Origin of the sequence: Rhodobacter sp. CZR27, assembly GCF_002407205.1 — a bacterium.
Classification (GTDB): Bacteria; Pseudomonadota; Alphaproteobacteria; order Rhodobacterales; family Rhodobacteraceae; genus Cereibacter_A.
The window spans coordinates 2020297-2047294 of the sequence record NZ_CP023548.1 but is presented as its reverse complement, the minus strand read 5'-3'; the positions used below and the strand labels follow the sequence as shown (position 1 = coordinate 2047294).

At 69.4% G+C, this 26998-nt stretch carries 26 protein-coding genes; 6 read left to right on the top strand and 20 right to left on the bottom strand.

Annotated elements, in window-relative coordinates; translation table 11 throughout:
- Positions 1-2: 2 nt before the first annotated feature.
- The 10 genes from CK951_RS09930 to CK951_RS09885 all read right to left on the bottom strand — a co-directional run bounded on the left by CK951_RS09930 (position 3) and on the right by CK951_RS09885 (position 10774).
- Complete coding sequence (locus tag CK951_RS09930) at positions 3-1145, bottom strand: iron-containing alcohol dehydrogenase (RefSeq protein ID WP_096785996.1); 1143 nt, start codon at positions 1143-1145, stop codon at positions 3-5.
- Positions 1142-2626, bottom strand: coding sequence for a glycerol kinase GlpK (gene glpK / locus CK951_RS09925; RefSeq protein ID WP_096785995.1), 1485 nt, complete (start codon positions 2624-2626; stop codon positions 1142-1144). Before glpK ends, CK951_RS09930 begins: the two co-directional genes overlap by 4 nt.
- A gap of 140 nt (positions 2627-2766) precedes the next feature.
- Positions 2767-4491, bottom strand: a complete 1725-nt coding sequence (locus CK951_RS09920) for an ABC transporter substrate-binding protein (protein WP_096785994.1) — start codon at positions 4489-4491, stop codon at positions 2767-2769.
- 45 nt (positions 4492-4536) lie between these two features.
- Positions 4537-4809, bottom strand: a complete 273-nt coding sequence (locus CK951_RS09915; protein WP_096785993.1) for a DUF2160 domain-containing protein — start codon at positions 4807-4809, stop codon at positions 4537-4539.
- A gap of 1 nt (position 4810) precedes the next feature.
- The gene (locus CK951_RS09910; protein ID WP_096785992.1) at positions 4811-5614 is read right to left on the bottom strand and encodes a carbohydrate ABC transporter permease; all 804 of its coding nucleotides are present in this window, start codon (positions 5612-5614) and stop codon (positions 4811-4813) included.
- Between the two features lie 25 nt (positions 5615-5639).
- On the bottom strand, positions 5640-6509 hold the full coding sequence (locus CK951_RS09905) for a carbohydrate ABC transporter permease (RefSeq protein ID WP_096785991.1): 870 nt from the start codon (positions 6507-6509) through the stop codon (positions 5640-5642).
- Positions 6509-7594: an ABC transporter ATP-binding protein gene (locus tag CK951_RS09900; RefSeq protein WP_096785990.1), complete on the bottom strand. Its 1086-nt coding sequence runs from the start codon at positions 7592-7594 to the stop codon at positions 6509-6511. Before CK951_RS09900 ends, CK951_RS09905 begins: the two co-directional genes overlap by 1 nt.
- A gap of 9 nt (positions 7595-7603) precedes the next feature.
- Complete coding sequence (locus CK951_RS09895; protein WP_096785989.1) at positions 7604-8692, bottom strand: ABC transporter ATP-binding protein; 1089 nt, start codon at positions 8690-8692, stop codon at positions 7604-7606.
- Positions 8689-10305 (bottom strand): glycerol-3-phosphate dehydrogenase, encoded by a 1617-nt coding sequence (gene glpD / locus CK951_RS09890; RefSeq protein ID WP_096787219.1) that lies wholly within the window; start codon positions 10303-10305, stop codon positions 8689-8691. The genes CK951_RS09895 and glpD overlap by 4 nt, the downstream gene beginning before the upstream one ends.
- Before the next feature lie 163 nt (positions 10306-10468).
- Entirely contained in the window at positions 10469-10774 is a 306-nt protein-coding gene (locus CK951_RS09885; protein WP_096785988.1) for a hypothetical protein, read from the bottom strand.
- Positions 10775-10912: 138 nt separating this feature from the next.
- Between CK951_RS09885 and CK951_RS09880 the strand changes: the two genes are divergently transcribed.
- A complete protein-coding gene (locus CK951_RS09880) occupies positions 10913-11236 on the top strand; it encodes a hypothetical protein (protein WP_096785987.1) in 324 nt (107 codons plus the stop codon).
- A gap of 16 nt (positions 11237-11252) precedes the next feature.
- Here the strand turns inward: CK951_RS09880 and CK951_RS09875 are convergent, their stop codons facing one another.
- The 4 genes from CK951_RS09875 to CK951_RS09860 all read right to left on the bottom strand — a co-directional run bounded on the left by CK951_RS09875 (position 11253) and on the right by CK951_RS09860 (position 16720).
- Positions 11253-13583 carry a glucose/quinate/shikimate family membrane-bound PQQ-dependent dehydrogenase gene (locus CK951_RS09875; RefSeq protein ID WP_096785986.1) on the bottom strand — a complete coding sequence of 777 codons (2331 nt, stop codon included), beginning with the start codon at positions 13581-13583 and terminating at the stop codon, positions 11253-11255.
- 150 nt (positions 13584-13733) lie between these two features.
- Positions 13734-14303 (bottom strand): PRC-barrel domain-containing protein, encoded by a 570-nt coding sequence (locus CK951_RS09870; protein ID WP_096785985.1) that lies wholly within the window; start codon positions 14301-14303, stop codon positions 13734-13736.
- A 419-nt stretch (positions 14304-14722) separates the two neighbouring features.
- Positions 14723-15475 carry a hypothetical protein gene (locus CK951_RS09865; protein WP_096785984.1) on the bottom strand — a complete coding sequence of 251 codons (753 nt, stop codon included), beginning with the start codon at positions 15473-15475 and terminating at the stop codon, positions 14723-14725.
- An 87-nt stretch (positions 15476-15562) separates the two neighbouring features.
- Positions 15563-16720: a BON domain-containing protein gene (locus tag CK951_RS09860; RefSeq protein ID WP_096785983.1), complete on the bottom strand. Its 1158-nt coding sequence runs from the start codon at positions 16718-16720 to the stop codon at positions 15563-15565.
- A 969-nt stretch (positions 16721-17689) separates the two neighbouring features.
- Between CK951_RS09860 and CK951_RS09855 the strand changes: the two genes are divergently transcribed.
- Positions 17690-18610, top strand: coding sequence for an alpha/beta fold hydrolase (locus CK951_RS09855; RefSeq protein ID WP_157764545.1), 921 nt, complete (start codon positions 17690-17692; stop codon positions 18608-18610).
- Positions 18611-18626: 16 nt separating this feature from the next.
- On the opposite strand, the gene CK951_RS09850 is transcribed toward CK951_RS09855, so the two are convergent.
- A complete protein-coding gene (locus tag CK951_RS09850) occupies positions 18627-19010 on the bottom strand; it encodes a response regulator (protein WP_096785981.1) in 384 nt (127 codons plus the stop codon).
- Positions 19011-19165: 155 nt separating this feature from the next.
- On the opposite strand from CK951_RS09850, the gene CK951_RS09845 reads away from it, so the two are divergent.
- Positions 19166-19921: an MgtC/SapB family protein gene (locus tag CK951_RS09845; protein WP_232520605.1), complete on the top strand. Its 756-nt coding sequence runs from the start codon at positions 19166-19168 to the stop codon at positions 19919-19921.
- 246 nt (positions 19922-20167) lie between these two features.
- Here the strand turns inward: CK951_RS09845 and CK951_RS09840 are convergent, their stop codons facing one another.
- The gene (locus CK951_RS09840) at positions 20168-20410 is read right to left on the bottom strand and encodes a hypothetical protein (protein ID WP_096785980.1); all 243 of its coding nucleotides are present in this window, start codon (positions 20408-20410) and stop codon (positions 20168-20170) included.
- The gene (gene ligD, locus CK951_RS09835) at positions 20407-22890 is read right to left on the bottom strand and encodes a DNA ligase D (RefSeq protein WP_096785979.1); all 2484 of its coding nucleotides are present in this window, start codon (positions 22888-22890) and stop codon (positions 20407-20409) included. Before ligD ends, CK951_RS09840 begins: the two co-directional genes overlap by 4 nt.
- Between ligD and CK951_RS21015 the strand changes: the two genes are divergently transcribed.
- Both CK951_RS21015 and CK951_RS21010 read left to right on the top strand, forming a co-directional pair.
- Positions 22889-23059, top strand: coding sequence for a hypothetical protein (locus CK951_RS21015; RefSeq protein ID WP_157764544.1), 171 nt, complete (start codon positions 22889-22891; stop codon positions 23057-23059). The two genes, ligD and CK951_RS21015, sit on opposite strands and share 2 nt — an antisense overlap.
- A gap of 87 nt (positions 23060-23146) precedes the next feature.
- Positions 23147-23464 (top strand): hypothetical protein, encoded by a 318-nt coding sequence (locus CK951_RS21010; protein ID WP_157764543.1) that lies wholly within the window; start codon positions 23147-23149, stop codon positions 23462-23464.
- A 160-nt stretch (positions 23465-23624) separates the two neighbouring features.
- On the opposite strand, the gene CK951_RS09830 is transcribed toward CK951_RS21010, so the two are convergent.
- The gene (locus CK951_RS09830; RefSeq protein ID WP_096785978.1) at positions 23625-23840 is read right to left on the bottom strand and encodes a hypothetical protein; all 216 of its coding nucleotides are present in this window, start codon (positions 23838-23840) and stop codon (positions 23625-23627) included.
- A 127-nt stretch (positions 23841-23967) separates the two neighbouring features.
- Here CK951_RS09830 and CK951_RS09825 point away from each other — a divergent pair, with 127 nt between their 5' ends.
- A complete protein-coding gene (locus CK951_RS09825; protein ID WP_198402336.1) occupies positions 23968-24471 on the top strand; it encodes a sigma-70 family RNA polymerase sigma factor in 504 nt (167 codons plus the stop codon).
- 55 nt (positions 24472-24526) lie between these two features.
- Here CK951_RS09825 and CK951_RS09820 read toward each other — a convergent pair whose 3' ends face one another.
- Positions 24527-26101 carry a capsule biosynthesis protein gene (locus CK951_RS09820; protein WP_096785976.1) on the bottom strand — a complete coding sequence of 525 codons (1575 nt, stop codon included), beginning with the start codon at positions 26099-26101 and terminating at the stop codon, positions 24527-24529.
- Positions 26079-26738, bottom strand: a complete 660-nt coding sequence (locus CK951_RS09815) for an ABC transporter ATP-binding protein (RefSeq protein ID WP_096785975.1) — start codon at positions 26736-26738, stop codon at positions 26079-26081. The genes CK951_RS09820 and CK951_RS09815 overlap by 23 nt, the downstream gene beginning before the upstream one ends.
- Positions 26739-26998: the final 260 nt, after the last annotated feature.

The window sequence follows — 26998 nt, the reverse complement described above, 5'->3', positions numbered from 1 at the left end:
GGTCAGGCCTGCCGCATCGCCTCGACCAAAGCCGAGACGGACAGGCCGACCGGGTTGCCCTTCATCGACGACGAGGCGAGCGAGGCCTCTGCCACCGGCAGATGATCGCCGGGCCCGAGGCCCATGTCCGCGAGCCGCGGCAGGCCCATCCGGCCGGCCCAGTCGGAAAGCGCCTCTGGCGCTTCGGCGGCGGGGACGGCCAGCGCGCCGGCCAAGATCGCGCAGACCTCGGTCAGCCGCGCGCGGGCGGCGCTTCCGGGTGCGGCGGCCTGAAGGTTCGCGCGCAGGACCGGGCCGAGCAGGGTGCCGCAGATCGCACCATGCGCCCCGCCCGTCACCCCGCCGATCACCCCGGCAAGGTCGTGCACCGCGCCGAGCCCGCCATTGGCCAGCGCAAGCCCGCCGCACAGACTGACCCAGGCGATCTCGTCCCGGGCCGCGGCATCCTCGGCCCGCATAAGCCGGATCAGGGCGGCAAGGCCGCTGCCGATCGCGGGCCGGGTCAGGGCATCCGTGAAGGGCGTCGCGCGGGACGAGACGAACGGCTCGATCACCTGCGTGACGGCATCCAGACCCGAGGCGAGCGTGACTCCGCGCGGGCAGCCGTCCGTCAGCGCGGGATCGACGATCGCCACGCGGGCAAGCATGCGCTCGTCACGCAGGCTGACCTTTCGCCGGTGTTCCGGCACGCCGATCACCGCGTTGCGCGTGGCTTCCGTGCCGGTGCCGGCAGTGGTCGGCAGCGCCACGAAGGGCAGGGGCGCCGCAACCAGCGGCCGACCCCGGCCAACGACCTCGAGATGCTCCATCGGCCCGTCGGGCGCCGGCACCAGCGCCGCGAGGGCCTTGGCGAGATCGAGCGCTGCGCCGCCGCCGATCCCCGCCACGACGCCGGGCCGGAAGGGCCGGGCCTCGGCCAGGGCATCCTCGAGCGTCGCAAGGTCGGGCTCGCCCGCACAGCCGAGCGACAGCACCTCGGCCCCGGCCTCGGTCAGCGCCTCGACCAGCCAGGCCGCGCGCGCCGAGGTCGCGCCGTGGACCAGAAGCACCCGGTCGTCCAGTGCGGCGATCAGGCCCGCCGCGCGGGCGGCCTCGCCCCGTCCGAACAGGATGCGGCCCGGGGCGGTGATGCCGAACGGCGTCATACCGACATCACCGCACGCACCGCACGGCCCCAGCGGGCATAGCGGAGGCTGCGGGTCTCCTCGTCCATCTCGGGCTCGAAGCGGCGGTCCAGCGCCCAGCTTGCCGCGAAGCCCTCGGGGCCCGGACAGATCCCGGCCTGCATCCCGGCCAGCCAGGCCGCCCCCAGCGCCGTCGTCTCGCGCACCACCGGCCGGTCGACGGGCGCGCCGATGATGTCGGCCAGGAACTGCATCGTCCAGTCCGAGGCGGTCATGCCGCCATCCACCCGCAGCACGCCCTCGGCGCCTGCGGTCCAGTCCGCCCGCATCGCCTCCAGCAGGTCGCGGGTCTGGAAGCCCACGCTTTCCAGCGCGGCGCGGGCGAATTCCTGCGGCCCGGAGTTGCGCGTCAGGCCGAAGATCCCTCCGCGGCTCTCGGGCTTCCACCAGGGTGCGCCGAGGCCGGTGAAGGCGGGCACGATCACCAGATCCTGCGCCGGATCGGCCGCCCGTGCGAGGCCATGCGTCTCGCCGGCCTCGCGGATCAGCTTCAGCCCGTCGCGCAGCCACTGCACCACGGCGCCCGCGATGAAGATCGAGCCCTCCAGCGCATAGGTCCGCTGGCCGTTCAGCTGGTAGGCGATGGTGGTGAGCAGCCGGTTGCGACTGGCCACCTGTTCGGTGCCGGTGTTGAGCAGCGCGAAGCAGCCGGTGCCGTAGGTCGATTTCATCATGCCGGGGCGGAAGCATGCCTGCCCGCAGGTCGCGGCCTGCTGGTCGCCCGCCACGCCGAGGATCGGGATCTCGCGCCCGAAGAGGTCGGCGCGCGTCATGCCGAAGGGCGCGGCGCAGTCCTTCACCTCGGGCAGCATCGCGATCGGAACGTCGAGCAGCCGGCAGATCTCCTCGTCCCAGGTGCCACGGCCGATGTCGAACAGCATCGTGCGGGCGGCGTTGGTGGCGTCGGTGACGTGTGCCCGCCCGCCGGTCAGCTTCCAGATCAGGTAGCTGTCGACCGTGCCGAACAGCAGCTCGCCCGCACGGGCCTTCGCGCGGGCGCCCTCGACATGGTCGAGCAGCCACTTGACCTTGGTGGCCGAGAAATAGGGATCGAGCAGCAGCCCCGTCCGCGCCGTGATCATCGGCTCGTGGCCCTGCGCCACGAGGTCGTGGCAAAGATCCGCCGTCCGGCGGTCCTGCCAGACGATCGCGTTGTGGATCGGCTGGCCGGTGGCACGGTCCCAGATCACCACCGTCTCGCGCTGGTTGGTGATGCCGATGGCGGCGATGTCGCGCGCGTCGATCTCGGCCCGCTCCACCGCGGCGCGCGCGGTGGCCGCCACCGAGGACCAGAGGTCGGAGGGGTCATGCTCGACCCAGCCCGAGGCGGGGTATATCTGCGGGAACTCCTCCTGGGCCGTCGCCACCACCTTCAGCGCAGCGTCGAACAGGATCGCGCGCGACGAGGTTGTGCCCTGATCGATGGCGAGGATGTAACTCATGGATCACCGTGCGGATGCTTCACCTTGGTCGAGATACCCGACCGGGGCAGCTCGACAAAGAGGAAGGCTTGTTCCCGCGCTTGCCCTGCGGGCGCCGGCATCCCGAAGGCAGGGCGGGCCCGGAGGCCCGCCCCCTTGGATCAGTTCTGCCAGGACTTGATCAGCTCGTCATAGCTGACGGTTTCCGGCTTCGGATCCTCGTTCTCGAGCTTTGCCACCGGCGAGCCGGGCTGGTCCAGCCAGTATTGCGCGTCCTGCTCCTCGTTCATCTTCGGGCCGAGGTCGCCCTGCACGCCGGCGCGCTCCAGACGCTCCAGCACACGCTCCTGCTGTTCGCAGAGCGAGTCGAGCGCCTCCTGCGGGGTCTTGGCGCCCGAGGAGGCGTCGCCGATGTTCTGCCACCAGAGCTGCGCGAGCTTCGGATAGTCCGGCACGTTGGTCCCGGTGGGCGACCACTGCACGCGGGCGGGCGAGCGGTAGAACTCGACGAGGCCACCGAGCTTTGGCGCGCGGTCGGTGAAGCTCTGGTGCTGGATGGTGGATTCGCGGATGAAGGTGAGGCCCGTGTGGCTCTTCTTCACGTCCACCGTCTTCGAGGTCACGAACTGCGCGTAAAGCCAGGCGGCCTTGGCGCGGTCCACGGGGGTGGATTCCATCAGCGTCCACGAGCCCGCGTCCTGATAGCCGACCTTCATCCCCTCCTGCCAGTAGGCGCCGTGCGGCGAGGGCGCCATGCGCCACTTGGGCGTGCCGTCCTCGTTCAGCACGGCCTTGGCGCCGTCGCCCACCATGTCGGCGGTGAAGGCGGTGTACCAGAACATCTGCTGGGCGATGTTGCCCTGCGCCGGCACCGGACCCGCTTCCGAGAAGGTCATGCCCGCCGCGGCCGGGGGCGTGTATTTCTGCAGCCACTCGATGTATTTGGTGATCGCATAGACCGCCGCGGCATCATTGGTGGCCCCGCCGCGCGTCACGCAGGAGCCCACCGGCTGCGAGTTCTCGTTGACGCGGATGCCCCATTCGTCGACCGGCAGGCCGTTGGGTTCCCCCTTGTCGCCCATGCCGGCCATCGACATCCAGGCATCGGTGAAGCGCCAGCCGAGCGAGGGGTCCTTCTTGCCGTAGTCCATGTTGCCGTAGGTCTCGGTCGGCCCGCCCATGTAGCTCATGTCGCGGCCGGTGAAGAACTCGGCGATGTCCTCATAGGCCGACCAGTTCAGCGGAACGCCCAGGTCGTAGCCGTATTTCTCCTTGAAATCGGCCTTGGTCTTCTCGTCGTTGAACCAGTCGTAGCGGAACCAGTAGAGGTTCGCGAACTGCTGGTCGGGCAACTGGTAGACCTTGCCGTCCGGGCCGGTGGTGAACTTCAGCCCGATGAAGTCCTGCAGGTCGAGGTTCGGGTTGGTGACGTCCTTGCCGTCGCCCTCCATCCAGTCGGTAAGGCTCCGCGCCTGCTTGTAGCGCCAGTGCGTGCCGATCAGGTCGCTGTCGTTGATGTAGGCGTCATAGATGTTCTCGCCCGACTGCATCTGCGTCTGGAGCTTCTCCACCACGTCGCCCTCGCCGATCAGGTCGTGGGTGACCTTGATCCCGGTGATGGCGGTGAAGGCCGGGGCGAGAACCTTGGCCTCGTATTCATGGGTGGTGATGGTCTCCGAGACGACCTTGATCTCCATGCCTGCCATCGGCGCCGCGGCGTCGATGAACCACTGCATCTCGGCCTCCTGCTCGGCACGCGAGAGCGACGACAGGTCGCCGATCTCGGCATCGAGGAACTGCTTGGCGGCCTCGATGTCGGCGAAGGCCGGCGCGCCGAGCGCCATCAGCGCGAGCGCCATGGCGGTCGAGGTTGTGCTTAGTCTCATTGTCGTCTCCTCCCAAAGACTGTTGGACCGTGTGATTGTCCCGATCTAGACCCAGCGGAACACCGCCGCGGCATAGATCAGGCTTGCGACCAGCGCCCCCCAAAGGGGCGCGCCGAAGAAGAAGAGCCAGCCAAGGCAGATGAAGGCCGAACCCAGAAGCGAGATGAAAAGCCGGTCGCCGCGCGTCGTCTCGATGGTGAGAATGCCGCGCCGGGGCGTCTCGGGGCGCAGGACGGCGAGCAGCGTCATCAGCAGCAGAAGCGCGGCGATGGTGCCGAAGAAGGCGGCGGTGGGCCAGGTCCATGCCATCCAGGCCATGTCACACCCTCCCCAGGGCGAAGCCCTTGGCGATGTAGTTGCGGACGAACCAGATCACGAGCCCGCCCGGGATCAGCGTCAGCACCCCCGCTGCCGCCAGCACCCCCCAGTCCAGCCCCGAGGCCGAAACGGTGCGGGTCATCGTGGCCGCGATGGGCTTCGCATTCACCGAGGTCAGCGTGCGGCTCAGCAGCAGTTCCACCCATGAGAACATGAAGCAGAAGAAGGCCGCGACCCCGATCCCGCTCGCGATCAGCGGCATGAAGATCCGCACGAAGAAGCGCGGGAAGGAATAGCCGTCGATATAGGCGGTCTCGTCGATCTCCTTCGGCACGCCCGACATGAACCCTTCGAGGATCCAGACCGCCAAAGGCACGTTGAACAGGCAATGCGCCAGCGCCACCGCGATGTGGGTGTCGAAGAGGCCGACCGAGGAATAGAGCTGGAAGAACGGCAACGCGAAGACCGCGGGCGGCGCCATGCGGTTCGTCAGCAGCCAGAAGAACAGGTGCTTGTCGCCGAGGAAGCGGTAGCGCGAGAAAGCATAGGCCGCAGGCAGCGCGACGGTGATCGAGATCACCGTGTTCATCGCCACGTAGGTCAGCGAGTTCACATAGCCCATGTACCACGAGGGATCGGTCAGGATCGTTTCGTAATTGCGGAAGGTGAGGTTCTGCGGCCAGAGCGTGAAGGTCCGCGTGATCTCGGCATTGGTCTTCAGGCTCATGTTCACCAGCCAGTAGACCGGCACCATGAGGAACAGAAGGTACAGCGTCATCACGACGGCAGAGCCGGGGCGCTTCATGTCGGGGTCTCCCACGGGTTGCCCATCAGTTCCCCTCCCGGTCGAGATTGGTCATCACGGTGTAGAACACCCAGGAAATCAGCAGGATGACGAGGAAGTAGATGATCGAGAAGGCGGCGGCGGGGCCGAGGTCGAACTGGCCGATCGCCATCTTCACGAGGTCGATGGACAGGAAGGTCGTGGCGTTGCCCGGCCCCCCCCCGGTGACCACGAAGGGTTCGGTGTAGATCATGAAGCTGTCCATGAAGCGCAGCAGCACCGCGATCAGCAGCACCCCGCGCATCTTCGGCAGCTCGATGTAGCGGAACACCTTCCAGCGGCTCGCCTGGTCGATCTTGGCGGCCTGATAATAGGCCTCGGGGATCGATTGCAGGCCCGCGTAGCACAGCAGCGCCACCAGCGAGGTCCAGTGCCAGACGTCCATCACGATCACCGTGGCCCAGGCGTCCAGCCAGTCGTTGGTGTAGTTGTAGTCGAAGCCGAGCGCGGTCAGCGTCCGCCCCAGAAGGCCGATGTCCACCCGGCCGAAGATCTGCCAGATCGTGCCCACCACGTTGAACGGGATGAGCAGCGGCATCGCCATCAGGATCAGGCAGAGGCTGGCCCAGAAGCCCTTCTTCGGCATGTGGAGCGCGACGAAGATCCCCAGCGGCACCTCGATGGCGAGGATGATCGACGTGAAGAGGATCTGCCGGCCGAGCGCGGCATGGATGCGGTCGGAGGTGATGATCTCCTCGAACCACTCGAGCCCGGCCCAGAAGAACTCGTTGTTCCCGAACGTGTCCTGAACCGAGTAGTTGACAACCGTCATCAGCGGGATCACCGCCGAGAAGGCCACCAGCACCAGCACCGGCAGGACGAGGAACCACGCCCGGTTGTTCTGGGTCTTGTCCATCAGGCGGCCCTCCGGGTGCCGAGGGGCGCGACGCGCCAGTCATCGGCATAGACGTTGATCTTTTCCGGCGCGAGGTGCAGCCGCGCCTCGCCGGTGGCCACCACGCCGCCCTCGGGCATCAGAAGGTTCACCGGGCGTCCGAAAGCCTCGCCGCGCAGGATGCGGTGCCGGCCGACATCCTCGACGCGCCGGATCGTCACCGGCAGCCCCTCGTAGCCCAGCGAGACGAACTCGGGTCGGATGCCGATCTGCACGCGGCCGCGCAGTGCCGGGTAGGTGGCGGCAAGCGGCACCTCGATCCCGCCGACGCGGGCCGTGCTGCCCTCGACCTCGGCGTCGAAGAGGTTCATGCCGGGCGAGCCGATGAAGTAGCCGACGAAGGTGTGCTCGGGCGTCTCGAACAACTCCTCCGGTGTGCCGGTCTGCACCACGCGGCCCTCGTGCATCACCACCACCTTGTCGGCGAAAGTCAGCGCCTCGGTCTGGTCATGCGTCACGTAGATCATCGTGTGGCCGAACTCGCGGTGCAGCTGCTTCAGCTGGGTCCGCAGCTCCCACTTCATGTGCGGGTCGATCACCGTCAGCGGCTCGTCGAAGAGGATCGCGTTCACGTCCTCGCGCACCATGCCGCGCCCAAGGCTGATCTTCTGCTTGGCATCTGCGGTGAGGCCCTTCGCCCGGCGGTCGAGCGTCGCCTCCATCCCGATCATCTTCGCGATCTGGCCCACGCGGGACGCGATATAGGCCGCATCCTTGCCGCGGTTCCGCAGCGGGAAGGCGAGGTTCTCGCGAACCGTCATCGTGTCATAGACGACGGGAAACTGGAACACCTGCGCGATGTTGCGCTCGGCGGTCGGTGCGCGCGTCACGTCGCGCTCGCCGAACAGCACGCGCCCCTGCGAGGGATGCACGAGGCCCGAGATGATGTTCAGAAGCGTGGTCTTGCCGCAGCCCGAGGCGCCCAGCAGCGCATAGGCGCCGCCGTCGTGCCAGACGTGATCCATCTCCTTCAGCGCATAATCCGCCGGACCCCGCGGCTTCGAGAAGTAGCTGTGCGCGAGCTTCGAGAGGGTGATCTGTGCCATGTCCCCTCCTCAGGCGGCGAGTGCATAGGCGGCCGGCGCCACCAGCGCCCCCGCCTCGTCGAACAGGTAGACATGCGCCGGATCGAGCCAGACCGAGACCTCGGACCCCGGCGCGATGTCGTGCACGCCCGAGACAAGGCCGACCCAGGCGTCGCCGCCGTGCGCAAGGTGCAGGAAGGTCTCGGAGCCGGTGATCTCGGTGGCCGTCAGGCGACAGGCGAACTCGACCGCCTGACCCGAATGGCGGTGCAGCGCCAGGTGGTTGGCCCGAAAGCCGGCAAGGTAGTGCCCGTCGGCCAGAGCGGCCAGCCGCCCCTCGGCCGGCGCAGCCGCGAGACGCCCGAAGGTCAGGCGGCGGCCGACCTTCGTTACCGGCACGAAGTTCATCGGCGGGTCCGAGAACACCCGTGCCGTGGTCGCATCCACCGGCTGGCGATAGACCTGCGGCGTCGGGCCGAACTGGGTGATCCGTCCTTCCCAGAGGGTAGCCGTGTTGCCACCCAGCAGCAGCGCCTCCTCGGGCTCGGTGGTGGCATAGACGAAGATCGCGCCGGAAGCTTCGAAGATCCGGGGGATCTCCAGCCTGAGTTCCTCTCGCAGCTTGTAGTCGAGGTTGGCCAGCGGCTCGTCGAGCAGCACGAGGCCCGCGCCCTTGACCAGCGCGCGGGCGAGCGCGCAGCGCTGCTGCTGGCCGCCCGACAGCTCCAGCGGTTTCCGCCCGAGCATCGGCGTCAGCTTCAGCATCTCGGCCACGGCCTTGACCTCGCGGTCGACCTCGGCCCTCGACCGTCCCTGAAGCCGCAGCGGCGAGGCGATGTTGTCGTAGACGCTCATCGACGGGTAGTTGATGAACTGCTGGTAGACCATGGCCACCTTGCGGTCCTGCACCCGCTGGCCGGTGACGTCCGCGCCGTTCCAGAAGATCCGGCCGGCGGAGGGCGCATCGAGCCCCGCCATCACCCGCATCAGGCTGGTCTTGCCGGCCAGCGTGGGGCCGAGCAGCACGTTCATCGTGCCGCCCTCCAGCACCAGATCGGTCGGGTGAAGATGCACCCGCCCCGCGACCGAGCGCGAGACCCCCTTGAGTTCCAGCGTCATTCTCCCCCCTTCGCCGCCCGGCTTTGTGCCGGGTCTCGCTTTTCGGTCCGTGCTGCGGCCATCCAGTCGTCGAGCGCCGCGATCTCCTCGGGCGTCATCCGCAGGCCGAGCTTGCTCCGCCGCCAGACCACGTCTTCCGCCCGCTGCGCATGTTCCCGCGCCATCAGCCACCGAACCTCGGCCTCGGTGAGGGTAGCACCGAACTCCCGGCCCAGATCAAGCGTCTTGCGAGCCTCGCCGAGAATCTTTCGCGCCTCCGTCCCGTAGGCCCGGACGAGGCGCATCGCCCAGCGTTCGGACAGGAAGGGATGGTCGCGGCGCAGGTCGGCGGCAAGCCGCGCCGCGCCGTCCCAGGGGAAGTCGCCGCCGGGCAGCGGCGCGCCCGCGGTCCAGGGGCCGCCCGCCCGCGGGAAGAACGGTGCCAGCCGCGCCAGCGCGCTTTCCGCCAGCCTGCGGTAGGTGGTGATCTTGCCGCCGAAGACATTGAGCAGCGGCGGCCCGTTCCGGTCGAGCGACAGCACGTAGTCGCGCGTCGCCGCCGTCGCCGACTTGGCCCCGTCGTTGTAGAGCGGCCGAACCCCCGAGTAGGTCCAGACGATGTCGTCCCGCGTGACGGGGCGTTCGAAATACTGCGAGGCGAAGGCGCAGAGGTAATCCTGCTCGGCCTCGGTGCAGCGGGCGGTCTCGGGCGGGCCGTCGTGGTCCTGGTCGGTGGTGCCGATCAGGGTGAAATCGGTCTCGTAGGGGATGGAGAAGATGATCCGGCCGTCCGTGCCCTGGAAGAAGTAGCAGCGGTCGTGGTCATAGAGCCGGCGGGTCACGATATGGCTGCCGCGCACGAGGCGCACGTCCTCGGTCGTGGGCAGGTGCAGGGTCTGGCGGACGATCTGCCCGACCCAGGGGCCACCCGCGTTCACCAGCGCGCGGGCCTGGTGCTCGCGCACGCCCTCCGGGCTCTCGGTCGTCACGTGCCAGAGTTCGCCCTGCCGCTCGGCGCCGGTGACCCTTGTCCGGGTCAGCACGGTCGCGCCTCGCGCCTCGGCGTCGCGGGCGTTCAGCACCACGAGGCGGGAGTCCTCGACCCAGCAGTCGGAATATTCCCAGCCCTTGGTGAAGCGGCGTTGCAGCGGCTTGCCGGCCTCGTCCCGCGTCAGGTCCACGGCGCGGGCCGGCGGCAGGATCCTGCGCCCGCCCAGCCGGTCATAGGTCTCGAGCGCCAGCCGGATCAGCCAGGCCGGGCGCCGGCCCTTCATCCACGGCATCAGCCGCCCGAGGATGCGCGAGGTCGGCGTGTCGCTCTCGAACCGCATCTCGGGCTGCCAGGGCAGCACGAAGCGCATGGGCCAGGAGATGTGCGGCATGGCGGCCAGCAGGGTCTCGCGTTCCTCGAGCGCCTCGCGCACCAGACGGAACTCGAAATATTCGAGGTAGCGCAGCCCGCCGTGAAAGAGCTTCGTCGAGGCCGAGGAGGTCGCCTGCGCCAGATCGCCCATCTCGGCCAGCGTCACGCTCAGACCGCGCCCGGCGGCGTCGCGGGCAATGCCGCAGCCGTTGATGCCGCCCCCGATGATGAAGAGATCGACCGGAGCAACTCCGGTTCCTTGCACTGCCACGGTCACGCCTCCTCCCAGCGTATGCCAAGAGGAGCCGGACCTGCGGCGTTTTGTCAACGGATATTTTCGCAAATGCGCGAATGCAGGATCAAACGAACATTCCCGCATTCGCGCCGCTGTCCCTCGCGCTGCGCGAGGGACGATCCGGCGACAGCCTTGGGCGTCAGTTGGCCGGGGCGGGGGTGGCCGGGGCGGTCGCGGGCGGTGCGGTGGCGGGCGGTGCGGGCGAATTGGCGGCGCCGGCCGGGCTTGTGCCCTCGACGCTGCCGCTCTGCGACCGGTCCTCGACTTCGCCGGTGCGGCCGTCGACCTGCGCGTCGCTGCCGCGCGGCGCCTCGCCCTCGGCCACCTCGTAGGTCACCCACCAGAGCAGCAGCCCCAGTGCGAAGACCACCACGACGATGATCCCGATCAGCGGGCCGCGATGGCGGCGCTTCTGCTTCTCGAGGTTGTTTTCGGATGCGGACATGCGCGGCTCCTCTGCTTGCGGCCGGGCGGCATGCCGGCGCCTCAAGGGGAGTCAACCGGGGGCGCGCCGCAAGGTTCCCCCGGGAACAAGGCCGGCTGCGCCCCGTTGGCACCCATTAGTGGTGAAGGAGACGGCGACATGCCCGAGGACAACCGCAACACCAGTGCCCGGCTGAGGCACGACATCGACCGGGGCCGTGCGGGCGACAAGGTGCCCTTCATGGACCCCGCCGCGGCGCCGCTGGGCACCGATGACGAGGCGGCAGGCACCCCGCCGACGCCCCAGCAGATCGCGATGGCGCGCGAGCACGAGTCCCGCATCCCCGCGGCCACCACCAACGCACCCGCCCGACCGACCACCGTGGGCGAACTGGCCGGGAACGAGGAGCGCCGCGGGCTGGGGCCGATCATTGCCCTCGTGGTGGTGGTGGTGCTGATCGTGCTTGTGGCCCTCACCCTGTGACCGGGGCCGGGCGCGATCATTCGGGCAGGGCGTAGGCGATCACGTAGTCGCCCGGATCCGTGCCGACCGAGCCGTGCCCGCCCGCCACCATGACCACGAACTGCCGCCCGTCGAGCATGTAGGTCATGGGCGTCGACTGCCCACCCGCCGGCAGCCGCTGCTGCCAGAGCTGCTCGCCCGTCGTCAGGTCATAGGCGCGCAGCTCGTTGTCGACGGTAGCGGCGAGGAATGCCACACCGCCCTTCGTCACGATCGGTCCGCCAATGCCCGGAACGCCGACCTTGAAGGGCAGGGGCAGCGGGGTCATGTCGCGCACCGTGCCGTTGCGGTGCATCCAGGCGATCTTGCCCGTGCGCAGGTCGGCGCCCGCGACATAGCCCCAGGGCGGGGCCGAACACGGAACCTGCAGTGGCCCGAGGAACGGTCCCATCATCACGCCGTAGGGCGCGCCTTCGTTGCGGTTCAGGCCCTGCTCGCTGGCCCTGGTGTCCGCCCCCGGGGGCGGGATCTCGGAGCGCGGCACCAGGCGAACCTCGAACGGCAGATAGGTCGGCATGCCGAACATCACCTGCCGCTCGGGATCGACAGCCACCGAGCCCCAGTTGAAGGTGCCGAAATTGCCCGGATGCACGATGGAGCCGCCCACCGACGGGGGCGTGTAGCGCCCGTCGTAGGACAGGCGGTGGAACTGGATGCGGCAGACCAGTTGGTCGAAGATCGTCAGGCCCCACATGTCGCGCTCGCGCAGCGCGGCCGGCTTGAAGCTCAGCGCCGAGGTGGGCTGCGTTGCCGCTAGGGTCTCCTCGGGCAGGCCGCCTTCCTGCGGCGCGGGTTCCTCGGTCACCGGCAGCAGTGGCTCTCCGGTCTCGCGGTTCAGCACATAGATGTCGCCCTGCTTGGTGGGCTGCACCAGCGCCGGCACGCTCTCGCCCCCGATGGTCAGGTCGAGCAGCACGGGCTGTGCGGGCACGTCCATGTCCCACAGGTCGTGGTGAACCGTCTGGAACACCCATCGCTTCGCGCCCGTCACGACATCGAGCGCCACGACCGAGGAGGAATGCGCCTCCACCGCCGCCGAGCGTCCCATGCCAAGCTGATCCGGCACCTGGTTGCCGAGCGGGATGAAGACAAGGCCGCGCTCCTCGTCCACGGAGAACACCGACCACGAATTCGGCGAGTTCGCGGTGTAGGTCTCGCCGTTCATCCAGTCGATAGGGGCGGTGGTGTCGGGATTGCCGCTGTCCCAGTTCCAGAGCAGTGCGCCGCTGTTGGCGTCGAACGCACGGATCACGCCGGATTGCGACCGGATCGAGAAGTTGTCATTCACCGCCCCGCCGATGATCACCCGCCCGCCGACCGCCACGGGGGGCGAGGTCGAGTAGTAGAAGCCGGCCGGCGTGTAGGGCATGCCGTGTTCGAGATGCAGTGTCCCGTTCTCGGCGAAGAAGGTGCAGACCTCGCCAGTGGCGGCGTCCAGAGCGATCAGCCGGGCGTCGGCAGTGGGCAGATAGACCCGCTCGGCACAGCTCGCGCCCACCTCGCGCGCTGGATCGCGCCAGTAGGTCACGCCGCGGCAGGTCTGGTGCTGCCGGTCGGGATTCAGCCCCGAATTTGCATCGAAGCGCCAGTGCTCGGCCCCGGTGGCGGCGTCCAGCGCAATGGCAAGGTTGTGCGGCGTGCAGATGAACAGCCGGTCGCCGACCTTCAGCGGCGTGACCTGATAGGTCGTCTCGGTCACGTCCTGCGGCAGCTTCACGTCGCCGGTGCGATACTGCCAGACCTCGACCAGTTCGCCCACGTTCCGCATGGTGATCTGGTCGAGGGGCGAGTAGCGCTGGCCATACTGGGTCCGGCCATACTGGTGCCAGTCCTCCGGCCCTGATGTGGGGCCAAGGTCGGGCTGGGGATTGACCACCTCGGTCGGCAGTCGTCCGCGATGGCCGGCTTCGTCCGCGGTCCAGGACCAGAGCGCTGTGCCGACGGCGGCCAGCAGGGGCAGGGCGAGCGGCAGCCCCGGCGCGACCCCGCCGCTGGAGGTCACGAGCCGGCGCCGCATGAGCGGCAGATAGAGCCAGAGCCCGAGCAGCACGAACACGCCGCCCCGCGGGATCAGCTGCCACCAGTCGAAGCCGACCTCGCGCACGGCCCAGACCAGCGCCCCGAGGATCACCAGCCCATACAGCCAGACGGCGGCGGCCGAGCGACGGAGGATCAGCACCGCCGTCAGCAGGATCGCCGCGCCGGCGAGGAGGTGGAACCAGCTGCCGCCCAGAAGGAGGAGCCACGCCCCCGGAATCAGAAGGCCGAAACCGACGAGGGCGAAGACGAGGGCGGTGATGGCGGTCAAGGCGAACTCCTGCTCCGGAACGTCTCGCCAACGGGACGGGCCGGAAAAGGTTCCTGTGCGGGCGCCGCTGCTCTGCGACCAGTGACAACGGAAACGGCGCGCGGGTTTCCCCGCGCGCCGGTCTGCATCGGAACCCGATGCGGTCTGCGATCACTCGACGGCAGTATATTCCGGCAGCGCCTCCAGTTCGTCGCGCGACATCGGAACATAGACGCGAACGTCGCTCTGATCCTGGTTGGTGTAGATCTTCAGATCCTCGAACGGCACGGCCACGTTGCGCGCGCCGATGCCGAGGAAGCCGCCAACGTCGAAGATCACCTGTTCGATCTTGCCATCCTCGGCCACCACGAAGTCCGAGATGTTGCTGACCGATTCATCGTTCATCGAGAATACGTCGGCGTCCTGAAGGTCTTCGGCCGTCATCGGCTCGCCCGCATAGAGCGAGAAGCCCTCGGGTACCTGCATGCCCTCGCCGCCGACTGCGGTATCCGTGCCGGTCATGCCGGTCCCGGTGGTGGCAGGGGGCGTGGTCGTCGCGGCATCGTCGCCGGTCATGGTGCCGGGCGTCGTGGCATCCGGTGCGGGCGTCGTCGTGGTGCCCGTATCGGTGCCGGTGGCCGGCGCCGTCGGTGTCGTCCCGGGCGTCGTGGCATCCTGGGCCAGCGCGGCAAAAGCCGTGGTCGAAGCCAGAAGGGCCGAGAGGGCAATCATTTTCTTCATCTTGCGATCCTTTCGCCTGAAGCAATTGGACAGGGCCAAATGGCCTGCTGCAGGTGCCAACGGATCGCAGCGGACGAGGTTTCGCCCGGCCTCGGGGTGTATGGGGTGGTGGTGTTCGTCGGCCAAAGTCCGCCCAAATCCGGGTAGAACGTCGGCAAAAAACAGCCAATACGTCCCCGATCGCGGCGACGTGAGGGAACAATTCTTGGGCCTCGCGTGGGAACTTCGGGGCCTCCGGCCTGTTGGAATGCCATCGGCGGCGGCGTTCCCACATCCGCCATGTCGCCGAGGTCCTTCGAACGACTCAACTCCCGCCTGGTCCCCCGGCGGGAGTTTTTTCATATCGGGCGGCCTATGCCAAAAGAAACGGCAGGCCGTCCGGCCTGCCGCTGGAGATCTGCGCGGGCGGGTTGCAGGTGTCAGAGCTTCTCGACCATCTGGCAGATCTGCGTCCACGAGGTCAGCGAGACCGAGGCGGAATCGAAGCGGCGTTCGCCCTGGTTGGCGCCCGTGGCCCCGGCCGCCGAGGTCGAGGTGCCCTGATAGGTGCCCTCGCCGCTGCCGGTGGTGGCCATGCCGGCATCGGGATTGGTCGTGGCCCCGGTGCCTTCCGCGTCCGGGCCGCCGGCCTGCGCCTGCTCGGCCGCCGTCACGCGCTCATCCGAGGTGCCCGGCCCGGCCGAGGTGCCCATGTCGGCCGTGGTGGCGTCGCTCTCGCCCACGTTGCTCACCTTCGTGTCGGGATCGCCCGTCGTGTCATCCGCCGCATGCGCCGCGCTGTCGCCGGTGGGCTGCCCCGTCGGACTTGCGGCACCGCCGGTATCGGTCGCCTCCGGCACGCCGGGAGAGGGCGAGGCTCCGCCGGACGAGCCGGTGGATGTCGCGCCGCCCGCGCCCGAGGGCGCCGCTGCCGCGCCGTCCGCGGTGCCGAAGGAGGCGCAGTCGTCGCGCACCTTCTGCTTCTGCGCCTCGCCCAGCGAGGCCCAGCTTTCACGGATCTCGGCCTCGGTGCGCAGGGTCAACGAGCCGCCGGGATTGAAGAAGGTGTCGACCACCGGCGCCTCCCAGTCCTGTCCCATCGTCGTGCCTTGGGAGGTGGTGGTCTGGGCCGATGAAACGGTGGCCAGCAGGGCGGAGACGCCCGCCATCAGTCCTGTTCTGAATGTCGTCATGGTTCGTCCTCTCTTGCTGATGCTGAAGGGCCGAATGGAAAGCGGCCCGGCCGATCTGGCCGGGCCGCATCCGCCTGCCCGGTCGGGTCAGGCCTGCGTGTCGCGCGATCCGGTGCCCGAGGTTCCGCTGCCGGACAGGCCCGATCCCGTGGCCGACGATCCCGTGCCGCCCGTCGCGGAGCCGGAGGCCGTCTGGCCCATGCCGGACGCCTGGCGCGTTCCCGCACCCGTCCCCGTCACGCCCGAGGCCGAGCTGCCTGACACGGGGCTGCCGAAGGCGGACTCACCGGTCTGGCCCGAGGCGGACCGGCTGGCGGGGTCGCGCACACGCAGGTTGTTCTGCACATGCCGCACACCCGAGACGGAATCCGCGCAATCCTCGGCGCGACGCTTCTCCATCTTCGAGGCGACCTCGCCGCTCAGCGTGATCTCGCCGTTCGAGATCGACACCTCGATGTCCGAGGCATCGACCCGCCAGTCATCGCTGAGGCGGTCGTTCACCTCGTCGCGGATGCGCTCGTCCGAGCGCTGGTAGCCGCGCGGACCCTTGCCCCGGTGATCGGCCTCGCGCCGGCGCGAGGCATCCTCGTCACCCATCCACGACATCACCTCGTCGGCGGCCCGCTCCATGAAGCCGCGCTCGCCGCCATAGTCGCCGCTGCCGCGCCGCTCGCCGTAGCCTTGGCCGTAACCTCGGTTGCCCTGGCCATAGCCCTGGCCGAAGCGATCCCTGTCCGAGCCGAACCGGGATCCTTCGCTCCACGAGCGTCCGGCATCGCCGCCATAGTCGCCGCCGCGGGTGAAGCCGGCGTCCGGGCCCTGGTCGCGGCCTCCTCCGGCCGACCAGTTCTCGCTCCGGCCGAACCCCGATCCGTACTCGCCACGGCCATAGCCCGAGCCGTAATCGCTGCGGGAGCGGTCCTGACGCTGGTCCTGGCCGCCGAAACCGTAGCCGCCGGAGCCCTCCATGCCGTAGCCGCCGCGCTGGCCGCCGCGGCCCTCCTGCCAGCGGTCGTAATCCGAGCCGAGCGCGCCGTAATCGTCGGGGCCGCGATCCTGATAACGGGACTCGGAGCGGTCGCGGTAGCGATCCCGATCATCCCGCCCGCCATAGCGTTGCGACTGGCGGCTCTCGTCGCGGGACCGATAGCCCTCGTCGCGCTCCTCGCGGAACCTGTCGCCCGCATAGCCGCGGTCTTCGTCGTTCCAGCCGCGCTGGCGGCCTTCGAACCTCGATTGTGCCATGTGTCTCCTCCATCGAGCGTCAGGGAAACCAGTCGGCTTCCCGTCCTCAGACGGCCCATTGAACGGGCGCTCGCGGTGAATGTTCCAGCAAGTTGACGCGGGGTGAGGCCGCCCGGGACCGGTGCGCGCCGGGCATCGCGGCATCCGGCTACGGGGGGCCGTTCGGCCGGCGCGGCGCCGGGGTCCGGTGGCAAAGGGAACCAGCCGTGGAGGCTCCGCATTGTCGGACCGAGGGGGAAGGCGGCCCCGTCGCCCCCGCCAGCCGCAGAGGATATCGCATGACGTCACCTGTTTCCCGGCCCGTGCCGGGCCAGACTCCCCTGCCCGCGGAAGGGCCGGCCCCGGACGTGACGCCGGGTCCGCTGCCCGCACCGGGCGAGAGTCCGGACATGCCGCCGGGCGGAACCGATCTTCCCGGCGACGGTCCCGGCATCCCGCCGACCATTCCCGTCTGACAGTGCCCCGCAGCAGAGCAACAAGGAGCGACCAGTGAACAGCATCATCTACATCGTGGGCCTCGTGGTCATCGTGATCGCGATCCTTTCTTTCCTCGGCCTGCGCTGAGGCGAAGTTCCGGTAACGGGCGACCCTCGCCCGGGTGCGAGTGACCGGCCCTGCGGACCCTCCGCAGGGCCATCGTGCAACTGCCGGCGCCGTGCCTGCATGACCCGGGCAAGGTCCGGATTGCCCTGGACCAGCCGCCCGTCCATTCGCGCCCCCCGCAGAGGAGCCCCGCGATGCAGCCCGCAAGGGTCGCCAGACCGCCCCGCCTGTCCCGCCCGGGACGGCACCGATCCGGCGGAAGCGGACGGCGTGCCGTTGCCACGATTCCCGAAAGCTCCGCAGTCGGCGGCTCCGGCCGTTCGGAAGGTCCCGACGCCGGCAGGGTCCCCCTGCAGCGCTTGGAGCCCGGGTCGGCACGGTCTCGGCCGCAGGCGCGGCATGCTGCGACGCCAGGGGAGGGTGACCGTGCGCCCTGACCCGACTCCTGACCGCAAGCTCCGGATCGGCAGGGCGCTTCGGCTGCGCGGCCGCTTCGTGCACTTGCACTCGATCGGCGAGGGGCGCCCGGTTCTGCTGCTGCACGGCTGCGGCAGTCTGGGCGAGGAGATCCTCGGCTCGCTGCCGCCGGTCGAGGGCATCCGCTGGATCGCCCCCGACCGCCCGGGCTATGGCTACACGGAGCCCATCCCGGACGCCGGCCCACGCGCCGCGGCTGACTGGCTGGCGGACCTGATCGATGTCCTCGGGCTGGCGCCGGTCCAGGTCGTCGCGCATTCCCTGGCGGCGGGGCAGGCGCTCTGGCTGGCGGCCACCCATCCCGGCAAGGTCCGCGCGGTGACGCTGCTTGCGCCGCTCTGCCGTGCGCCGCGCGGGCCTGTCCCGGTGCTCGGGCTGCTGGCGATGCCAGGGATCGGGCCGCTCCTGCGCCGGCGGCTGCTGCCGCATCTCATGCCGCTGCCGGGTGCGCAGGCGCTGGCCTCGCTGATCGCGCCGGACGCGCCGCCGCCGCTTCTGCGGGACGGGCCATTGCAGCATCTGCTTCGGGATCAGGCGCTGGCCGCGACGCGGGCGGAGTTGCGCTCGCTCGATACCGCGATGCAGCGACTGCCGCAGGTGGGCTGCCCGGTCCTGGCGGTTACGGGCGGCTCGGACCGCATCGCGCCACACGGCGCGCTTCTGCCGTGGCTGAAGGCCGTCGTGCCCGACCTCGACCTGCTCGAGATCGCGGACTCGGGCCATGACCTGCACCGCTCGGCGCCGCTGCGGGTTCTGGCGGCGGTGCTGAGCCAGGGCGAGGCGTCGAGGCCACGCCCGCCGCATCCTGCGCGCCGTCCCGAGCCGACGGAGCCCCGCGCGGGCTGGCAGGACGAGGATCGCGCGCAGTGAGCGCCTCGGGCGGGCCTCAGCCCTGCATCAGTTTTTCAAGCGCCGTCGCGAGCAGCAGCGGGCTGACCGGCTTCTCCAGCAGCATCGCCGTCTCGAACTCGGGCGGCAGCGACGACGGCGGATTGCCGGACACGAAGGCGAAGGGCACCGACTGAGCCTGAAGCGCCCGGGCAACGGGAAAAGAGGTCTCGCCCCGCAGGTCGATGTCGAGGAGCGCTGCCTGCGGACGCTGGTGCGCAAGAAGGCGGATGGCCTCGGCCACGCTGCGGGCAGGACCCGCGACGGCAAAGCCCGCCTCCTCGAGATCGTCCACCAGCGTCATGCCGAGGATCAGGTCGTCCTCCACCACCAGCACAAGCGGTCGTTCGTCAGCGGGCGGGGCGGGATCGGCGGGGGTCATGCGGACTCTCCTTCCGGGGTTGGCGCGGCAATGTCCGAAGCCGGCCATTGTTCCCAGGGCATCGCGTCCCGCCGCGAAGCCGGCTTGCGCCGGACATCGCGGAACGATCCGGCCGGGGCCTGCGTTGGCAGTCGACCTGCTCGGCGTCGAGGATCATGACCGGCCTTTTCCACGGATTTCTGGCCCAGGACATCGCGCTGCCGATGCTGAGCAGCCTCGTGACCGGCCTTCTGATCGGCCTGGACCGCGAGGTGCGCGGCAAGCCCGCCGGACTGCGCACCCATGCGCTCGTGTGCTTCGGCGCCACGATCCTGACGCTTGCCGCGGCACGGCAGGGGGAATGGACGGTCAACTTCCTGCCCGAGACGCAGATCGTCGCCGACCCGTCGCGGATGGCCCATGGCATCCTGACCGGGATCGGCTTCCTCGGCGCCGGGGTCATCTTCCGCGAGGGCGCCTCGGTCCACGGGCTGACCACCGCCGCCTCGCTCTGGATCGTCTCGGCGCTGGGCATCGTCTATGGGATCGGCATGTATTGGCTGGCGGTCGCCGGCACCGCCGCCACGCTGATCGTGCTGGTCGCGCTGCGGCTGATCTTCGCGCTGCTTCCGATCCGCACCGAGATCCGCCTGCGCGTCACGGTCAGGGACGGCTCGGGCTTCGGCGCGGCCGCGCTCTGCCACCTGCTGCGCCGCGAGGGGCTGAGCGTGCGCGCCGTCAGCCGCAGCCTGAGCCGACCCTCCGGCACGCTGGTCCTGTCCACCGCGATCTTCACCCACGGCATGGAAAAGCTGGACCGCCTGTCGGACGCGCTGGCGGCCGAGGAGAGCGTCCTGGGCTTCGTCATCGTCCCGGTCGAGGACCCGAGCGGCCTGCGGCTGCAGGACGGCGAGGGGGCCGGCACGTCCTGACCCCGTGCGCGTGTCGCGGCCTCACCGCCGCCGCCACCCGCCCTGCGCCGACGACCTGACCCCGCGCGCGTGTCGCGGCCGGCAGGCCGGAACTCGCACCGACCTTCATCACCCGCCTGATCCCGCGTGACCTGCGGCCCGAAGGCTGCTGCGACGGGAACTGATCCCGCGCGTGTCGAGGCCGGGCCGCGCCATGGTCGCCGACATGTCCAGACCGCCGACCTCGCCTGCGTTCGCAACCGGAAGTCACCCGGGGCGGTGCCGCTCGGCCTCGTCGCGGATGTGGCGGATCTCCTCGGCGATGGCGACCTCGATGCCGACGCCGGGCGAAGGCACCGCGCCGGGGTCCTCCTGCTGGTCCTGCATCACGCTGCGTTCCTCCAGCCAGGCGCGCAGCGCCTCGTCGCCGGCCAGCGCCACCAGCCGCGCGATGACCTTGCGCTGGGCGATCAGCCGCCCCTCCAGGGTCTCGTCCTCCACATCCCTCATCCTTCCTCCTTTCCGGCGGCCGCCACATGCCGCTCGAGCCGGCGAAGCACCGCCGGGCCCAGCGTGACCGCCTTCCGTCCCCCCTCGGCCAGCGGACAGGGCAGGGTCAGCCGGTCGCGCACCGACCGGATGTCCCAGTCCCCGGCCGAACGTGCCTGGCCGAGTTCCTCCCATGTCAGCGGCACGGCCACCGTCGCCCCGGGCCGCGCACGCAGGCCATAAGGCGCCACGGCGGTCGCGCCGCGGTCGTTGCGCAGCCAGTCGATGAAGATCCGCCCCTTGCGCTCGGCCTTCGACATGGTCGCGGTGTAGCGTTCCGGCGCCTCGTCTGCGAGGATGGTGGCCAGCGCCCGCGAGAAGAGCTTCACGCTGTCCCAGGCGGCCTTCGGCTTCAGCGGCACGATGACGTGGATACCCTTGCCGCCCGAGAGCATCGGGACGGAGGGCAGGCCAAGCGCCTCCAGCCGCTCGCGCAGCTCCTCGGCCGCGGCGCGCACGCGGTCGAAGCCCAGCCCCTCGTCCGGGTCGAGGTCGAAGACCATGCGGTCGGGCCGGTCGAGCGCGCGATTGCGCGAGCCCCAGATGTGGAACTCGATCGCGCCCATCTGCGCCGCGGCCACCAGGGCCGCTGCATCGGGCAGGGTCACGAACTCCTCCGGGCCGTCCTTCGTATCGACCGTGACGGTGCGGATGGCTTCGGGCATGCCCTTGGTGCGGTGCTTCTGGAAGAAGCACTCGCCGCCCGCACCGTCCGGGCAGCGCAGCAGCGACACCGGCCGATCCTTCAGGAAGGGCAGGATGCGCGGGGCCAAGGCCTCGTAATGCTGCGCCACCTCGAGCTTGGTGACAGGCGGGCGGTCGAAGATCCGCCGCTCCGGATGGCTGATCCGCACGCCCGCCACGCGGACCTCGTCGCTCGGCTGCGCCATGGTCTCCTCCGTCTCCGGCCGTTCCAGATGTACCTCGGGCGCGGGCTTGTCCTCGCGCAGGCCGACGAAGACGCCGTGCCGGATCCGGCCATCCGCGGTCAGTTCCGCCAGTTTCACCTCGGCCACCAGATCGGGCCGCACCCAGCGCGCGCCCTTCGCCTCGGCCGGGACCGGACGGAACGGGCTTGCGCGCTGCGCCCGCGCCTTCAGAAGCGGCATCAGCCGACGGAAGACTTCCGCGCCGAAGCCGGTGCCCACGTTGCCGCGATGCACGAGGCGGCCAGCCTCGAAGCTGCCCATCACCAGCGAGGCAAAGGGACGGCCGGGCTTGGTCGAGGGGGTCCAGCCACAGATCACGAATTCCTGCCTGAGGCCGCACTTGACCTTCAGCCAGTCGCCGTTGCGGCTGCCCGAGTAGGGCGAGGAGGCGCGCTTCGAGACGATGCCCTCCTGCGCGGCCTCGCACATGCGGCGGTGAACCTCCTCACCGTGGCCGAGAATGTGGGTCGAGAAGCGGATCGCGCCAACGCCCGCGCCGATCAGCCGTTCCAGCCGCTCCTTGCGCTCAAGAAGCGGCCGTGGCGCGAGGTCGGCTCCGTCCAGTTCCAGCAGGTCGAAGGCAATGAATGCCAGCGGAAGCCCCGTCTTCAGCCGCGCCTGAAGATCCGAAAAGCCGCCCGAGGCCACGCCCGGCGCGATCACCTCGCCGTCGATCAGCGCCGACCGCAGCTTCAGTCGGCCGAAGTCGGGCACGAGGCTGCCGAAGCGGTCGGTCCAGTCCAGCCCCGTCCGCGTGTAAAGCCGCACAGCGCCCTGTCCAAGCGCGGCAAGGCAGCGATAGCCGTCGAACTTGGTCTCGTGCAGCCACTCGTCCCCCTCGGGCGCCGCCGGCACCAGCCGCGCCAGCTGGAGCGGCCTGAAAGCCGGCGGGTCGGCCCGGGGCGAGCGATGCTTGCGCGACTTCGCCCCGCTGGCGATTTGCTCCATGCTGCGCCCCGTGGTGACCGAGGTCAGGTGGCTGCGCACGAGCTCCTCGGTCTCGTCGCTTTCGTGGTCGTCATGTTCCTTGATCAGCAGCCACGACTCCGACCGCTCGCCCTTGCGCGGCTTCATGCGGACGAGCATCCACGCGCCGCGCATCCGCTCGCCCTGCAGCACGAACTTCAGCCGCCCCTCGCGCAGGCCTTCGGCGACATCGCCAAGAGGGGACCACGTGCCGCGGTCCCACAGCATCACCGTGCCGCCGCCATATTCGCCCTTGGGGATCGTGCCCTCGAAGCCGGCGTAATCGAGAGGATGATCCTCGGTCCGCACCGCCAGGCGCCGGGCCGAAGGATCCGCCGAGGGGCCCCGCGTGACAGCCCAGCTGAGCAGGACGCCCTGCCATTCCAGCCGGAAGTCCCAGTGCAGCCGGGTTGCCGCGTGCTTCTGCACCACGAAGCCGTGTCCGCCTGTCCCGGCGCGAACCTGTCCCGCGGGCTCCGCCGTGCGGCGGAAATCCCGTTTCGCGTTGTAGGCTCCGAGATCGGGGCGGGAGACGATGCCGGACATGGAACCCTCGCTGCGGCAGCAGTCCCCTGCCAACGTCGGGCCCGAAGCGAGGTTCCGGCTGTGCGGCATTCCGGCACGGCGCGCCAGAAAACGCATCACGCAGGGGAACCTCCTGCCCGATTGCGAGTTGCTGCGCGAACAAGGGGCAAAACCGGGACAGATGCAATGACTTTTCGCAACGGCGAATATCGGCGTGCCGGGCCCATCGGGGGCGGGCCGGCGGGACAGCGGGCTTCGGCAGCAGGAGGAACCCGCCGTGCGCAAGCCTGAACATCCGCTGGAGCCCGAAACCGCCCTGCAATCCGCGGTCCCCGCGTCCGGCGACGACCGGCGGCAGCGGGACGGAACAATTCGCACCCCCGGGTCTTGTGAGCCGAGAGACTCAAGAAACGGACCCGAGGCAATGTTTTCCTACATGCAGGATGACCAGGGCGAGGCCCTGGTGAACAGACACGTCGAGGACAATCTGCGCCGCGCCTATGATCTGGCGCTGCCTGAAGCGATGGACGACCGCTTCGCGGTGCTGCTGGGGCGGATCGCCAGCAAGCAGGCGCGGCAGCGATCCTGCAGTTGATCGCCCGCGCCCGGGCGCCCGCCCGCTGCCTGCATCCCGGCTTGCGCGAAAGACGGCTCCCTTCGGGAGCCGCTTTTCTTTTGTCGCGGACACCTGCGGGGCGCTACTGTGATGCGCCTGTCGCCGAAGGGCATGCCTGTCCTTCGGGACCTGCGGATGTTCAGGAGTCGTTGCGCTCGCCGGCGACGTGCGGGGGGTGGCCCGCCGGCTCGGCCCCGCTCCTCACGCCGAGCGCATGGGCAAGGCGCCGTGCAAGCTCGAGGATCGGTTCCGGCACCGGCTCTGCCTCGATGGCCCGCAGGAGTTCCTCGCCGAGGTCGCGCAACTCGTCCTGCCCGACCGGCTGACCCGTGCCCTGATCGCGTTTTCCCGTCATGTTCCTACCTGCCCCGGCTTCTGTTTTGCGACGGCCGCGCGGGAAGCGCAACGGCTAAGGCGGAACCGCCCCAGCGAACCGACGTTGAATTCCCAAGGTGAGAGCCGAGAAGAGCCAGGAGCCGCCCGTGACGGACCAGACCCCTCCCCGATCGATCATTCCCGATGTCGTCGATCTGATCCCGGCCCTGCGCGCCTACGCCCGCTCGCTCAGCCGCAACCAGGCGGATGCCGACGACCTCGTGCAGGAGACGCTGCTGAAGGCGCTGGCCAATGTCGACAAGTTCCAGGCGGGAACGCGGCTTCGGGCATGGCTCTTCACCATCCTGCGCAACACCTTCTATACCCGGATCCGCATCAGCGCGCGCGAGCGCACGGGCGCGGCCGACTGCGTCTCGGGCGAGATGTCGGTGCAGCCCTCGCAGGAATGGGCGGTGCGGGGGCAGGAACTGATGGCGGCGATCGACCGCCTGCCGACGCATTACCGCGAGATCCTGATCCTCGTCGTCATGCTGGGCGAAAGCTACGAGGAGGCCGCGCGGATCTGCGACTGCGCGGTCGGAACGGTGAAGAGCCGCGTCAGCAGGGCGCGCCAGCTGGTGATGAACGAGCTGGAGGGCGGTGGCCCCTGAGGGGTCGCCTTCGGTCGGCAGGCACGGGGCGACCGGACGGGCCATCGGGGTTGGGTCAGGCCGAGACCTGCTCGCGCAGGATGGCCACCGTCATCGACACCATCAGGTAGATCCCCGCGAAGATCAGGAAGACCACCAGCGTGTTCTCGAAGGCGCGGGGATAGGCTGCCTCGTCCGGCTCGATGGGCCGCACCGACAGCGACAGATAGCGCGTCTGCCGGTTGGCCTCGACCCGCGCGGCCTCGAGCGCCTCGAGCGACTGGGCAAGCAGCAGCTGCCGCGTGGCCACGTCGGACTGTGCGACTGTCAGCTCGCTCTGCACCTTCGCGAGCGACAGCCCGTCCTTTCCGTCCTCGGTCAGCCGTCCGCGGGCCGCCGCGATCTCGGCCTCCAGCGTCGCGATGCGGCGGCGGATCGGCTCCATCCGGGCAAGGTTGGGCCGGGGGTTCGATTCCATCTGCTGCAGCGACAGGCGTTCCGTGGTCAGCTGCGATTCCAGCTGCGACAGCTGCCCGGTGATCAGCGTCACCTCGACATCGGACGAGAGCACCTTGAACTTTTCCTGCAGGTTCACCACCCGCTGCTGGGCGGCCAGCATCTTCGCCTCGGCCTCCTCATAGCTCTTGCGCGCGCCCGACATCTGGTCCTCGCGCATTCGCTGGGTCAGCTGGTCCACCTGTTCCTCGGCATAGGAGATCAGCGCCGTCGAATAGGCGACCGAGGTCTTCGGGTCGGTGGCGAGCGCCTCCATCTTGATGATGCCCTCGGTCGGGTCATAGGCGATCTTCACGGTATCGGAGTAAAGCCGATAGACGCTTTCGTCCGTGGCCTTGGGGTCGAGGCGCTGGATGGGATCGATCCCGGGCCGGTCGAAATGCGACCGGAACCCGATGTCGCTGTCCAGACGCTGCATCGCCTCGCGCGATTGCAGGTAGCCTTGCACCGCCATGCTGTCCTGCGCGGTCGCGAAGGGGGTCGTGGAGAGAAGGCCGCCCATCCCGCCCGCCGCGATCGGGCTTTCCGCCTGCTGGATCACGAATTCGCTCTTCGTGGCATAGAGCGGGGTGGCCACGCGGAAATAGTAGTAGCCCGCAAGAAGCGTCGGCAGCAGGACGAAGAAGGCCAGCCGCGCGCCGAGCATTGCCAGCCTGCGCCGGCGCCGGCGGGCGATGTCCTGCTGGATCCGCATGATCTCGGCCGCGTGGCCGAATTCCGCGCGGACCTCGGGCGTGGGCAGTTCGAGCGGCACGGTCCCGGGCAGGGACGGCGGCTCTGCCAGGGCTATGACGCGCGAGGACGGCTCGGCAGGGGCCGGGTCCTGCGCGCCGACCAGTTCCAGAAGCGGCGTGCGCTGGAAGGGATCGATCCCCTCGTGCCGCAGCAGGCGGACGGCGTCGAAGTCCGAGGTGGCGGGCAGCCCGTGCTTCTGCGCCATGCGGCGCGCCATGCGCAGCTGGCGGCCGGTCAGCCCCTCCCTGCGGATCGCCTCGATCTCGCAGGCCGCATCGTCGGGACCCGCTCCGCGGCCGCGGACCGCGACACCGGTTCCGGCGGCGGGGGGCGCCGGCTCGACCGGCGGCTGGTCGTCGGCCCGGATGCGGAACCGCCTAGCCTTGAGCTTCATAGTCATAAAGCCGCTTCGCTTCCTCGAGGGTGTCGAACATGTAGAGCCTGCCGTTCCGCAGCACGGCGGCGGACCGGCAGAATTTCTCGAGCGTGGAGGGCTGGTGCGAGACCATCACCAGCGTCGAACGGCGCAACCGGTCGCGCAGCAGGCTTCCGGCCTTGCGGTTGAACTCCACATCCGTGGTCGAGGGCATGCCCTCGTCGATCAGGTAGATGTCGAACTCGATCGCCAGCATCAGCGCGAAGGCGAATCTGGCCTTCATCCCCGAGGAATAGGTCCCCACCGGCATGTCGAAATACTCGCCGATGCCGCAGATCCAGCGGCAGTAGCTTTCGACATAGTCGGGATCGAGCCCGTAGAGCCGCGAGATGTAGCGGGCATTCTCGGTCGCGGTGTGGCGCTGCACGAGGCCGCCCATGAAGCCGAGCGGGAAGGAGATCCGCGATCGGCGGAGGATCCGCCCCTCGTCCGGTTTCTCGAGGCCGGCCATCATGTTGATGATCGTGGTCTTTCCGGTCCCGTTCGGGGCGAGGATGCCGAGCGCGCTGCCCAGCTCGACCCGGAACGAGGCGCGGTCGAGGATCACCTTGCGCTGCTGCCCGGTCCAGAAGGACTTGCTGACGTTCTCGAACTCGATCATCCGCCGCCCCGGCTGCCGCTGTCCCTGCGCATGGCTACCGCAGAAAGGTTAACCAGCCTGCTTCTACGCAGCCATCTGGGCAGCATTATGTCCGATGCATTTCGGCGCGTAAGGGGGAGCCTGCCACGACTTCGGTCCGGAACGGGACGGGCGCAGTCGGCCGACCCTCGTGTCGGCAGCAGAGTCACGGGTTGCGGCCTGAACCCCTCGAACCCTGGCGGTTGGGCCAGCCGGACACCGCGTCGGGGCGGATGCCCGAT

What these genes read in the sequence shown, in the direction of transcription:
- CK951_RS09930 (WP_096785996.1), bottom strand. Translation starts at nt 1,145, where the DNA reads ATGACGCCGTTCGGCATCACCGCCCCGGGCCGCATCCTGTTCGGACGG.
- glpK (WP_096785995.1), bottom strand. Translation starts at nt 2,626, where the DNA reads ATGAGTTACATCCTCGCCATCGATCAGGGCACAACCTCGTCGCGCGCG.
- CK951_RS09920 (WP_096785994.1), bottom strand. Translation starts at nt 4,491, where the DNA reads ATGAGACTAAGCACAACCTCGACCGCCATGGCGCTCGCGCTGATGGCG.
- CK951_RS09915 (WP_096785993.1), bottom strand. Translation starts at nt 4,809, where the DNA reads ATGGCCTGGATGGCATGGACCTGGCCCACCGCCGCCTTCTTCGGCACC.
- CK951_RS09910 (WP_096785992.1), bottom strand. Translation starts at nt 5,614, where the DNA reads ATGAAGCGCCCCGGCTCTGCCGTCGTGATGACGCTGTACCTTCTGTTC.
- CK951_RS09905 (WP_096785991.1), bottom strand. Translation starts at nt 6,509, where the DNA reads ATGGACAAGACCCAGAACAACCGGGCGTGGTTCCTCGTCCTGCCGGTG.
- CK951_RS09900 (WP_096785990.1), bottom strand. Translation starts at nt 7,594, where the DNA reads ATGGCACAGATCACCCTCTCGAAGCTCGCGCACAGCTACTTCTCGAAG.
- CK951_RS09895 (WP_096785989.1), bottom strand. Translation starts at nt 8,692, where the DNA reads ATGACGCTGGAACTCAAGGGGGTCTCGCGCTCGGTCGCGGGGCGGGTG.
- CK951_RS09885 (WP_096785988.1), bottom strand. Translation starts at nt 10,774, where the DNA reads ATGTCCGCATCCGAAAACAACCTCGAGAAGCAGAAGCGCCGCCATCGC.
- CK951_RS09880 (WP_096785987.1), top strand. Translation starts at nt 10,913, where the DNA reads ATGCCCGAGGACAACCGCAACACCAGTGCCCGGCTGAGGCACGACATC.
- CK951_RS09870 (WP_096785985.1), bottom strand. Translation starts at nt 14,303, where the DNA reads ATGAAGAAAATGATTGCCCTCTCGGCCCTTCTGGCTTCGACCACGGCT.
- CK951_RS09865 (WP_096785984.1), bottom strand. Translation starts at nt 15,475, where the DNA reads ATGACGACATTCAGAACAGGACTGATGGCGGGCGTCTCCGCCCTGCTG.
- CK951_RS09860 (WP_096785983.1), bottom strand. Translation starts at nt 16,720, where the DNA reads ATGGCACAATCGAGGTTCGAAGGCCGCCAGCGCGGCTGGAACGACGAA.
- CK951_RS09850 (WP_096785981.1), bottom strand. Translation starts at nt 19,010, where the DNA reads ATGACCCCCGCCGATCCCGCCCCGCCCGCTGACGAACGACCGCTTGTG.
- CK951_RS09845 (WP_232520605.1), top strand. Translation starts at nt 19,166, where the DNA reads ATGACCGGCCTTTTCCACGGATTTCTGGCCCAGGACATCGCGCTGCCG.
- CK951_RS09840 (WP_096785980.1), bottom strand. Translation starts at nt 20,410, where the DNA reads ATGAGGGATGTGGAGGACGAGACCCTGGAGGGGCGGCTGATCGCCCAG.
- CK951_RS21015 (WP_157764544.1), top strand. Translation starts at nt 22,889, where the DNA reads ATGGAACCCTCGCTGCGGCAGCAGTCCCCTGCCAACGTCGGGCCCGAA.
- ligD (WP_096785979.1), bottom strand. Translation starts at nt 22,890, where the DNA reads ATGTCCGGCATCGTCTCCCGCCCCGATCTCGGAGCCTACAACGCGAAA.
- CK951_RS09830 (WP_096785978.1), bottom strand. Translation starts at nt 23,840, where the DNA reads ATGACGGGAAAACGCGATCAGGGCACGGGTCAGCCGGTCGGGCAGGAC.
- CK951_RS09820 (WP_096785976.1), bottom strand. Translation starts at nt 26,101, where the DNA reads ATGACTATGAAGCTCAAGGCTAGGCGGTTCCGCATCCGGGCCGACGAC.
- CK951_RS09815 (WP_096785975.1), bottom strand. Translation starts at nt 26,738, where the DNA reads ATGATCGAGTTCGAGAACGTCAGCAAGTCCTTCTGGACCGGGCAGCAG.